The sequence below is a fragment of the Pseudomonas sp. TAA207 genome, from assembly GCF_001529285.1.
Lineage (GTDB): Bacteria > Pseudomonadota > Gammaproteobacteria > Pseudomonadales > Pseudomonadaceae > Aquipseudomonas > Aquipseudomonas weihenstephanensis.
In genome coordinates, this window is sequence record NZ_LLWJ01000042.1 from 20,955 (window position 1) to 32,415 (window position 11,461).

Consider the following 11,461-nt stretch of genomic DNA (forward strand, 5'->3'; position numbering starts at 1 on the left):
GCAGCAAGAACATCCTGCGCAGCCGTTGCTAACTAAGGCTCACCACACATTCGCCATGGATATTGACGTTGATATCCGCGCGATGGATGGGCAACTGCTGAGCCATGCGCTCCAGCACGCAACTGGCTAACTCCGGCATCAGGGTGCCGTTCAAAATGTTGTCGATATTGCGGGCACCGCTATCCACTTCAGTGCAGCGCGACGCCAACGTCTTCGGCACAATCTCGGCAATGTGCAAAGGCACCTGGTAATGACGTTCGAAGCGTTGACGGATACGGGCCAACTTGAGACCGACGATGCGTTCAAGCACGGCGTCTTGCACCGGGTAAAATGGCACCACTTGCAGTCGCCCTAAAAAGGCGGGTTTAAAGGCGTCGTGCAACTCTGGCCGTAGATCCGCGATAAGTTGTTCAGGGCTGGGCAATACGGAGACGTCGTGGCAAGTACGCAGAATATGGTCGGCCCCCACGTTGGAGGTGAGCAGGATCAGCGTGTTGCGGAAATTGATAGAGCGCCCTTCGGCGTCGTCCAACACGCCCTTGTCGAACACCTGGAAAAACAGCTCCAACACATCCGGATGGGCTTTCTCAACCTCATCGAGCAACACCACACTGAACGGTTTTCGCCGCACGGCTTCGGTCAGCACGCCCCCTTCGCCATAGCCCACATACCCCGGCGGCGAGCCTCTGAGCGTGGCAACGCTGTGGGTTTCCTGGTACTCGGACATGTTGATGGTGATCAGATTGCGTTCACCGCCATACAAAGTATCGGCCAAGGCCAACGCGGTTTCGGTCTTGCCCACCCCGCTGGGGCCGAGCAGTAAAAAGACACCGATTGGTTTGTCAGGGTCTTCCATATGCGCCCGTGAAACCTTGATACGCTTGCTGATTGCTTCCAGCGCGTGGCCCTGCCCCAGCACCCGTTCGGCTAGCAGTTGGGGCAGCTGTTGCACCGTACCAATCTCATCGCGCAACATCGTGCCCAGTGGAATACCTGTCCATCCGGCAATTACTTCGCTGACGGCGGCGCCATCGACTTGGCCGTGGACCAACGGCTTATCGCCCTGAACTTCTGCCAGTTGTCCCTTTAAGCGCACCAAGGCATCCGTACTGCCGGGATCGGTCGCTTGGCGCAACTGCGCGCTCAGCACATTTACCTCCTCAACCAGTACCCGTTCACGTTGCCACTGCTCGGACAACGTCTCAAAACGTTGCTGTGTCAGCGTCGTCGCTTGCGTCAATTCGTCGAGCCGGCGCTGATGCGTTGCCCCGGTGCGTGCCTCCTGTTCCAACAGCACGCGCTCATGGGTCAATTGTTCAAGCTGCGAAACACAGTCTTCCAATGCCGCCGGTGGGGTGGATTGCGCCAGCGCTACGCGCGCGCAGGCGGTATCCAGCACGCTCACTGCTTTGTCTGGCAGCTGTCGCCCACTGATGTAGCGGCTCGATAGGCGCACGGCCTGGATCAGCGCTTCATCCAGTACGGCGACACCATGATGCGCCTGCATTTTCTCCATGAGTCCGCGTAGCATGATCACCGCGTGCGCTTCATCAGGCTCTTCAACTTTGACGACCTGGAAGCGACGCGCCAACGCCGCATCCTTCTCAAAGTACTTCTTGTATTCGGCCCAGGTAGTGGCAGCGATCGTGCGCAACTCGCCACGCGCCAGTGCTGGCTTGAGCAGGTTGGCGGCGTCATTCTGGCCGGCCTGGCCGCCAGAGCCGATCAAGGTATGGGCTTCATCGATAAACAGAATGATCGGATGCAGGCTGCGCTTGGTTTCGTCAATCACGGCTTTCAACCGTTGCTCAAACTCACCTTTCACTCCGGCGCCCGCCTGCAGCAGTCCTAAATCGAGGGTATGGATGGCCACCTCACGCAACACGGTCGGTACTTCGCTCAGGGCGATGCGCAACGCCAGCCCTTCCACCACGGCAGTTTTACCCACCCCCGCTTCACCGGTCAGGATGGGGTTGTTTTGCCGCCGACGGGTCAGGATATCGATCATCTGGCGCACTTCCTGATCGCGCCCCAACACCGGATCAATTCGGCCTTCCCGGGCACCCTGGGTCAGATTCACGGTGTACTGGTCCAAAGCGGGCGTTTTACCCGCTGCGGTCGCCATCGTGGAGCCTGATTGCTCAAGGGCAACAGCCTCCGAGGTGCTTGAGATCAGTTGCACAAGACGATTACGCAAATCATCCGGATGAACCTTTTCCAACTCCGCTGCCGAAGCCAGCACCCAGCGTCGAAGTTCCTGGTCATCAAGCAAGGCAAGCAGCAGGTGGCCGCTACGCACACGATCCTGACCGTACTCAATGGAGGCCACTACCCAAGCCCGTTCAATCCATCGTGCAATCTGCGGCGACAGCGCTGGCGTACGTGTGTTGCCGACCTTGAAGCCAGACAGGGCGGCGCGCAACTGAGCCTGCAAGCGTTCTGTAACGACCTCATAGTGGTGCAGGATAGGACGCACATCGCAATCATCGATGGCCAGCAGTTGCAGCAGCACATGCTCTACTTCCACGTCGTAGTGACGCTCGTTAAAGCACAACGCGGCGGCATCCTCAGTGGCACAGCGACTAAGGTCATTCAGTTTGGCAAACAGGGTCTTCAGGTTCACAGCAGCGTGCCCTCATAAGGAATACGAAAAATCGCGCATCGATCAGGAGTGGTTTCCCGTGCAGGACGTTTCAGCCAGCCCAACCAGCCCAAGGCCAGCAGGCCACTTCGCCCCAGACGTGCCTGGGGTACCGCGTCGGCGCGTAACAAGGGTGCGATTTCAATGTCCAGGAAGGCGCCGATGTAGAAGCGCGCCAGCTGCACTAGCTTGTGATAATCATTGGTACCGGGCTGAAACCGCTGGTACTCCTCCAGACTGAGAGGCCCCAGCTCAATGCGAAGGCAGGACTGATAGTCCCAGACGCGATGGCCCATCACTGCGCCACGCCCCAGCACTGCGTTGCGACGTCCCAATTGGCTGCGTTGTGTGGTCGGCAATGGCAGCCAGCGCCCCACGAAGCTCTTCACGGCACAGGGCACGGCGAAATAGTAAGCAAGCATGCATTCCAGGTTCTGCGGCGTGCGCCGCTGCTGGGCCAGCAGGCCGGAAAAGTAACTGAACACATCCCGTGGCAAGGCCGCACCGTATTTTTCCGATGGGTTCAGCTGAACTCGATCACCTACTCCCAACAACGTATGCAGATAGCGGTCAAAGTCCGATCGCCCCTTGCGTTCGTACTCGATATGGAACTTGTACTTCTGCCAAGCCTGATAGAACAGCGCCGTCATGCGATGAGAAAACAGGTCCAGAAAGGCGTGCCCAGCGTCATCGCGGTTTTGCATGTGACGGGCCATCAACATTTCGGTATAGGGCCTGGGTAATACACCGCAAGGTCCCACGAGTCCCATGAACGTGACCTGCACCTCGGACAGCGGCAAGCCCGCCAAAGAGGTGAGCTCAGGTCGTTCAAAGCGCAGATCACTGACATCACTGGCAGGGAAGTTCAGCGACAGCAGCGAACGAAACCGCAGCGGATCATCATGGGGGCGTGCTTCAGGATCGGTACGTCCCGTCTTGCTGTAATGAAGTCGCAGCAAACGCACCAGTTGAAAGAACTCAAACCGGTACGGCTGTGACCGTGCCTGATCGATCAGACCAGGGCTTGAGCGCCGGTTCTTGGTGGCCATTGCACGATTCTCTTTTCTCGTTGGCGAGACTGCAGGGTGAGTTGGGTAAAGCTGTTGAGCGAGCAATACAGCCCGAAGAAATGGTCCAGCACCTGGCCGAACAGGAACACGCCACCTCCGATGTACTGGCTTTCATCCAGCTCCAAGGTCAGGCCCACGCCACGCACCACGCCAGGCCGGGGATAGCCAACCAACGCAACTGTCGGCTCACTGCGCAACGAAACAATGCCGTTGATCTGCTTTTGCAACGCCGAGGATTGCCGATAGTTGTAAAGGCTCAGCAGCTCCAGCAAAACGTCGCGTCCGTCGTGAGCCAATGACAGATGGTTGAGTGACAAATGCGACACCAAACGCCACAGCAGTCCCTTGCCCTGTGGCAAGCGCACGGAGGGCGTGGGTTTACGCAGGCAGCGAATACGCTGCACCACCGAGTCGCGCTCAAGAAAGAAATCGCTCCCCGTGCCGCCATAGGGCAGCAAGGTTGGTAAGTCGCGATTACTGCACGTCAACGTCAAACTGAGGGTGTCGTCGGCGCTGTCAATCAACTCCAGCTCCCGGTCCACCAAACGAATCGACAGGTCAGTGCCAGTTTGTTGAGCGTGGGTTGCAGATCGACGTCGCGCGATCCAATAGCTATCGCCTTCAGTCAGCGAATCACGCGGCTCAAAAAACGGTCGGCACACCTCGATCTGCTGCCGCCGCCCGGCTTCCTTGACTCGCACAACCCGTTCAATCGACACGACTTCGGCGTAGCGATGCTGGCGACCATCCGGAACCACCGGGTACTCGTGCTGAGTGTGAGTCAGCTTGATCGGCTCCGCCTGTTGGCGGAACAGATTGACCACCGGCGCACAGTTGAGCTTGAAATGAGCGGCATTGACGTTCTGTGCCAGCCGGGTCAGCCGCTCCGGCACATCATATTCGGCGAAGTACAGGTTGACCTCCACCGCATGCACGGCCTTCCCGACCAACACACTCCCCAGCCCTTCAAGGTCAAAGAACATGAACTTGTCGGGAAAGGTGAAATACTCGTGCAGCAGCCGGTAGCCCAGAAAGGAGCGTTCAGAATAGTCAATCAAGCCTTCGTCAGCGGCATACCCGACCGTCTTCACCGTACTCAGTGGCAGTACAACCTCGCGCCGCTGCCCTGCTTCGGTAAACAGCAGCGTCAGCCGGGCCACGTTGTTGAACAACAGCTCATAGAGGTGAAGCGTCAGGGTGCTTTCACCATCAATAAAAAACCTCAGCGGCTGCAACGCGAGATCACCGAAAGACGTATCCGTAGTGGTGCTCAGGCTGATACGCAAACGCGCCTGGTGCTCGGTCGTGCGACTACTGAAAGCCGAACGCTCAAGTTCCAGAAATGTCGCGTCGGTTACCCTGACAGGCCAAATCGTCACGGGATAGCACGTGCGGAACAGACACGAAATGCCATCAACTTCTTGGGATTTCAGTTGGCTATGGCGCTCGATGCAGTAGCCGTCAGTGACAGCACTGCTATCGCTGGCAGAGAACTCGACAATCGACAATGAGGGGGTCGGTCGCAGGTAGTGCGGGTACATCACCTCCAGGAAGGCCTCGACGATTTCCGGAAAATCGTCATCGAGCTTCTTGTGCACGCGCGCTGCGAGAAACGAAAACGCTTCAATCAGGCGCTCCGCATGCGGATCCTCGCATTGGTCACCGTCCATCAACAACCGTGAGGCAATCTTCGGATACTGGCGCGCAAATTCCTGCCCGAGGGTACGCAGGTGCGACAATTCCTTTTCGTAGTAAGGCAACAGATCGCTATGCATCAGTTCAAATTCTGCACGGTGTAAGCCTGAGTATTGACCTGCAACACGGCATCAAAGGACACCTTACGCGTGGTCTCGGGCAAACGCAGCAAAGCGTCTACACGAAAGGTCAGTTGGCGTTGTTGCGCCAGCGAGTCCAGGAGCTGAACGCGAACCTGACGAAAGCGACGATCACCGGTCTCGATGGCCTGCTTGAGTTGCAGCCGAATCTGCGTGCGATCCTGCGGGTTGAGCAACCCTTTGCTGGTGAAGTCGGGCAAACCGTACTCCAGCAACGAGCCGCGCAACTGAGGGAACGCATCCAATGAGCGTGGCCGCATGTTCTGCCGCGTATTCACAAGAGTTTCCAGGTCGCGTACCAGGCTGGCGGTGTAATCCGCCAGCGAATAGAGCCGCTGTGTACGGCCCTCCACCGGCTGATGTGGAGCTTCGTCACTCAACCGATCAAACAAGGTTGGCAAGAATCTAGCAGGCGTATTCATGAGGCCATCCTGGCACCGGCGCAGATCAACTGCGGGTGGATTTCGGCAATTCGGCGACCAGACGCAATGACGCCGTCAGCTCATCCAGTTGGTAATGGGGGCGCAGGAAGCTCACCGACTTATAGACGCCGGTTTTACCCGGCACTTCAAACACCTCGACACGGGCTTCGCGTAGCGGGTTCTTGGCTTTGGCTTCCTGGCTGGCGGTGTCATCCAGCAACACATAGTTGGAAAGCCAGGTGTTGAGGAACGACTCCACGTCTTGGCGAGAGGCAAAACTTCCAACCTTGTCGCGCATGATTGCCTTCATGTAATGAGCGATGCGCGAGGTGGCGAAGATGTACTGCAACTGCGCCGAAAGCCTGGCGTTGGCGTTGGCGACATCGGTGTTGTACTGCTTCTGTTTTTGCATCGACTGTGTGGCGAAGAACGCTGCGTGGTCGGTGTCTTTGCGGTGTACCAACGGCACGAACCCGAGATCCGACAGTTCTTTTTCACGTCGGTCGGTGATGGCGATTTCCGTTGGGCATTTGAGCGCCACCTCGCCGTCATCGGTCATGAAGGTATGACTGGGCAATCCTTCAACCAGGCCACCGCCTTCCACGCCACGAATGGCGACACACCAGCCATAACGCGAAAACGCCTGGGTAACCTGGGTCGTCAACGCATAGGCTGCGTTGACCCACAAGTATTTGCTGTGGTCACGACCGTCGACGTCTTCCTTGAAGAGGAACGACTCAACCGGCACGGTATCCGGCCCATAAGGCAAGCGTCCCAAGACATGCGGGAGAACTAACGCGGTGTAACGTGAATCTTCACTGGCCCGAAAGGACTTCAGCTTGGTGTACTCGACCGTATCGAAGATCTTGGCCAGGTCCCTAGGGCCCGCCATATCCGTGAACGAGTCCCAACCGAACATTTCAGGAGAGGCTGCCGAGATGAACGGGGCATGAGCGGCGGCCGCCACATGCGATATCTCTTCCAGCAGATACATGTCTTCTGGACTACGGCTGAACTTGTAATCGCCCATCAACATGCCAAACGGAGCACCGCCAAAGGTCCCGTACTCTTCCTCGTACACCTTCTTGAACAAGGCACTCTGGTCAAACTCAGAGGCGGCTTTCAAGTCGCGCACCAGATCCCGCTTCGAAGCATTGAGCAGCTTGATCTTCAGCGTGGTGCTGGTTTCGGTGTTGTCGACCAGGTATTTCAGCCCGCGCCACGACGCCTCCAATTGCTGAAACTCATCGGCATGCATGATTTCGTTGAGCTGCTCGGACAACAGCGCATCAATATCGGCGATGCGCGCATCAAGCACGGCCATCAAATCCTTGCTGGGTGTAACCGCACCCTCAAGCACTTGCCCGACCAACTCACCAATGAGGTCACGGGTACGCGTACGCTCGGTTTCGGAACGGGCTACACGGCTTTCGGAGATGATGCTGTCCAGCAAGGATGTCTGTGGTGCAGTTGTTTCCAACTGCTGCTGGGTGGCCTGCGCATTGAGTGACGGATCAGCAGTCATGATCGGCTCCCTGCGCAGCGACGGAACTAGCCTGCCCCTGACGCCCAAACTCTTGACCCAACGCCTGGAGCTTTGCAGGGTCCTGAATAACCGCTTGCAACATCTCCTCCAGCTTGTCGTTACCCCCCATCTTGTTGCGCAAATCGGCTAGTTTGCTACGCAATTCCAGGAGCTTGCGCAACGGTTCTACCTGCTTGACGACATTCTGCGGCTCGAAGTCATCCATCGCATTGAAGTTCAGCTCGACACCCAGCTGTGTACCGTTTTTGGCCAGGCTGTTGTCGACCCGATAACTCAACCGAGGCTTGATGCCCTTGAGCACGCCGTTGAAATTATCCCGATCGATGAGTACAAACTTACGGTCCTTCAGACGCGGCAGCGGCTCCAACGGATGCCCTGAGAAGTCCCCCATCGCGCCCACTACAAACGGCAGCTCCTTTTGCTCGATGGCATCTCCGACTTCAACGTCATAAGTAATCTGCACACGCGGCGCACGGATGCGGTCGAGCTTGTGCTGGGTGCTTTCCATCTTTGCCATTTGGCGAACTCCTTAATCGTTTTTCATCCGTTCTAGTCCTACATCGCAGCGGAACTTGCTTCTGCGAAATTGCGATGTTGACCAAGCTGGCACAAGCGCAAACACACAACTTTTGCAAACTATCGGATGCTGAACTAACGCAACCGAAGCGACTCAAAGCGCCTCATCAAACGTCGCACACCGTAACTGGCTGAATTAGCACGCACAATCAGACCTGTTACTTTCTCAAGTAGCCTATTTCCATTTGAATTGAAGGAATACCCCCACGATCAACAGCGTTTTAATTTTTATGTAAAGGCAATTTTCTGAAAAAGTTTGATCGTCCCCATACTGCCCACGCGAGCCGCCTTACACACCAGCCGCTCTAGTTTGTGGGATTAGGCAGAAACCTCAAAAAAATATTCTTTTTTACAAGGTGGATTTTTCACAAAAAGCAGTACAGATAGTTCACCTCGTTACAATTTCCTAGCTTGACAAGCGTTTTTCAAGAAGGTCTCCTTTGCGACTTCAACTGCAAGTAAATCCCTTCAAGAGCATCACTAATGCACATGGCCGAAACATTCGCGCAAAGGCGTTTACAGGGACTTAAGGATGAGCAATAGACTGTATCCCTGCTCGGTGAATGACGCGCTGGGTGAGAGCACGCATAGTGGGTTACTGGGGCATGGCACACTGCCTTGGCCAAGCGTAATCGCTGAGCGCCAGTTACCTACAAGCATATCTATTAGTGGCTTTACGCGACTGACGAACTGAGCGCGGCGCACTTCATGGTGGCAACGCTTAGGGATCCGGATAACGGACTGGACGCTCAAGAGCACGAACAGATGGCGTTGCACCTGAGTTATCTACTTTCAAAGGTAAAAGTTGCAGGATATGTCACGGTGCGTGAAGTTAAGGAGCTACATCAGAAGGCGCAATCGATTCCGGTGATTGGACCGGCGCTCTTCTCCCTCTCTAGTTTGCCTAGCACTACAGCGGCATTATCGGCCTTAGCCCACGCTTCATTCAAAAGCGCAAAGATGTCCGAGTTGCTGGATGTGCCACCAGGCCTTAAAAAGCAATTGCTGAACTGGGCATCTTCTCGCGGGGCTGCCGGAACCACTTCAGCCAAACGAGCCTTTAAGAACCGTATCAAGCTCATTAGGCTTCAGGGAAAATTGCATTTTGAGATACCCGCTAACGCGCGGGCCAAAATGTATAAACTTGGGTCTAGGAATGCAGCCAATATTATTCACCTACCCGTTTATCACGCCGCTCAATCGCTTAGAAAAAGAATACGTGTAAGTAATAACAATTACTCATCGCGCGGAGTGGGTCGTTACCTCACGGGAGGACCTAGCGCAATTTTGACAATGGCGCCACAAGCGATGCTGGATGCTGCTGAAGCAGAAAGCCTCAATGAGTTCCTACGAAAATCCGCCTATAGTCAACCAACGATTATAGGTGGAATTATTCTTGGTGCTGCAGCAGGCGTGCTGATTGGTGGAAGTGCAATAGTTGTCATCAGCCTAGGGATAGCTGCAACAATAATTGTGAGCAGCTTGATGAGCGATGGGGTAACGGGATGGGGCACCGGACTGGGTGATTTCATCACGGAGTCATACCTATGACTTATGCCGACATTGACTACTTTATGATACGACTAAGATCTGCCGTATTAGTCTACCTGTTGCTGGGCGGGATGATCACATCACTAGATCCAAGTTTGCTATCAATCCCCTACATAGCAATAATAATCTGGGCAATATTCAGATATGTACGCTGCGCCTACATCACCGAGCGATTCGTAGAATATGCAACATTCACTCTATGGAACATGATTAATTTTTGCTCAATGTTAGTATTTGCGTCGATCTCGTTAACATTTCATCATTCCTTTGGATTTACCGCCAAGCAATCTATTTTTGTAGCAAGCCTGCCAACCATTTTAACATTAGCCCTATATGTCATCTTTGCTCTCGGATGCAAGCCAGGCAACGCATTTAAAATTGTCGGACGCCGAGTTGAAGTGACTGAACCTGCCCCAATCAACAAACAAGATACATTAGTGATAGTGGCAATATGCATAGCACTCACCCCTTTAATCATTCGCTATCCCTCTCCGCATGCCATAGCAACATGGTTTGCCTACGGAGCCAACATATTTATCATTTACCAGAATCGGGAGAAAATCTCTGGATTTCGAAAATTAAGGGCACATGAGTCAAGTACTAAAACGCAATTACTATTCGAAAACATGGAGCAAATTCACAATTTGCGAAGATCCAGCTTAACTGGCCGAATTATGCAGAAATTATTTATGTGAATGTCACTTTACTGCCAATCTCCGAAAATGTGAAGAATTAACATTCTTAGATATCAACCAGTCAATAGAGCGAGCAAATGATTGAGACAAACACATACCGTTTTGTGGCTCGCATCTTTATTGGTTCTGGATTAAATATATAGCTTACGGGTGTGACCATGATGATGGCGCCCATGACTTTAGGCGCTCCTTATCTTAGCTTTGATGCATTGACAGGAACGACACGATGATCCGCACTGACAAGCAATACTTTCTACATAACCTCCATAGCGCCACCTTCGCATATTGCGCACTTGGGACAATACCTTTAATATTATCACCCTCAGAACTTCACCTCCTAGGTGCAGCATTAATTGAATTGCTATTAATCAAAAACTTTCACTGTGTTTACATCACCGAAAGCGTCACCAACTGCATATCGTTTATGTTGTGCCTGATACTCATTTTCTTTTTCGCATTCTCATACATCATCACATTCGCCCTCATCAACAAATATTTAATCACTTCTCTCACGACGTCTTTTTTTATTGGTTTGATTTCCCCAGCAGTACACGCCACTCAGTACTTCCATGCTCGGTCTCGAAAGCATTTCAATTCTCCTTTTACACTCAGTGGATCGCGAGTTAAAACAACATACCCTAAAACCGTTTTATCTCCACGCAAGCATTTCGTGATAGTCGGAGCCTGCACAGGATTAATATCTGTAACATTTCTGCATCTGGAAAAATTCGAGTTTTCCTTCCTATTCTTCGGAGTGTCAACGCTAATTGGTTGCGCGTACATCTTTTACTATATGCGCAATGCTGTTTCCGGGCTAAAACAACTAAAGCAGCACCAGAAGAAAGAAAATATCGTTTTAACCTTCTGCAATCTCGAAGAAATCCGCGAATTGAGAAACGCCTCATGGATAGGTCGTAGTGTGCAATGGATTTTCAAGTAAGAGCCATGGCACCCTCCCCCACATTTGAAAGACCAACGTCACACAGCCCAAACACCTAGGATTCGCACAAATGGACCTGGAATCAATATTTGCGCCCCAAAACCGCCGTTTAATCAAACTAACAACACCCACTTTGGAGTTTCAAGAGTTACTGCTGGAAAATTTCAATGGCACTGAGGGTCTCT

8 protein-coding genes are annotated in these 11,461 nt (G+C 53.6%); 2 read left to right on the plus strand and 6 right to left on the minus strand.

Annotated elements, in window-relative coordinates:
• Positions 1-28: 28 nt before the first annotated feature.
• The 6 genes from tssH to tssB are packed head-to-tail and all read right to left on the minus strand — an operon-like array spanning position 29 to position 8,031.
• Entirely contained in the window at positions 29-2,623 is a 2,595-nt protein-coding gene (tssH, locus tag AP059_RS01330) for a type VI secretion system ATPase TssH (protein WP_059761542.1), read from the minus strand.
• Positions 2,620-3,690 (minus strand): type VI secretion system baseplate subunit TssG, encoded by a 1,071-nt coding sequence (tssG, locus tag AP059_RS01335; RefSeq protein ID WP_059761543.1) that lies wholly within the window; start codon positions 3,688-3,690, stop codon positions 2,620-2,622. The genes tssH and tssG overlap by 4 nt, the downstream gene beginning before the upstream one ends.
• Positions 3,654-5,486, minus strand: a complete 1,833-nt coding sequence (gene tssF, locus AP059_RS01340; RefSeq protein WP_059761544.1) for a type VI secretion system baseplate subunit TssF — start codon at positions 5,484-5,486, stop codon at positions 3,654-3,656. Before tssF ends, tssG begins: the two co-directional genes overlap by 37 nt.
• The gene (tssE, locus tag AP059_RS01345; protein WP_059761545.1) at positions 5,486-5,968 is read right to left on the minus strand and encodes a type VI secretion system baseplate subunit TssE; all 483 of its coding nucleotides are present in this window, start codon (positions 5,966-5,968) and stop codon (positions 5,486-5,488) included. Before tssE ends, tssF begins: the two co-directional genes overlap by 1 nt.
• Positions 5,969-5,993: 25 nt before the next feature.
• Positions 5,994-7,493 carry a type VI secretion system contractile sheath large subunit gene (gene tssC / locus AP059_RS01350; protein ID WP_059761546.1) on the minus strand — a complete coding sequence of 500 codons (1,500 nt, stop codon included), beginning with the start codon at positions 7,491-7,493 and terminating at the stop codon, positions 5,994-5,996.
• Positions 7,483-8,031: a type VI secretion system contractile sheath small subunit gene (gene tssB, locus AP059_RS01355; RefSeq protein WP_059761547.1), complete on the minus strand. Its 549-nt coding sequence runs from the start codon at positions 8,029-8,031 to the stop codon at positions 7,483-7,485. Before tssB ends, tssC begins: the two co-directional genes overlap by 11 nt.
• A 767-nt stretch (positions 8,032-8,798) precedes the next feature.
• On the opposite strand from tssB, the gene AP059_RS01360 reads away from it, so the two are divergent.
• Complete coding sequence (locus AP059_RS01360) at positions 8,799-9,641, plus strand: hypothetical protein (RefSeq protein ID WP_059761548.1); 843 nt, start codon at positions 8,799-8,801, stop codon at positions 9,639-9,641.
• Positions 9,638-10,336, plus strand: coding sequence for a hypothetical protein (locus AP059_RS01365; RefSeq protein WP_059761549.1), 699 nt, complete (start codon positions 9,638-9,640; stop codon positions 10,334-10,336). The genes AP059_RS01360 and AP059_RS01365 overlap by 4 nt, the downstream gene beginning before the upstream one ends.
• Positions 10,337-11,461: the final 1,125 nt, after the last annotated feature.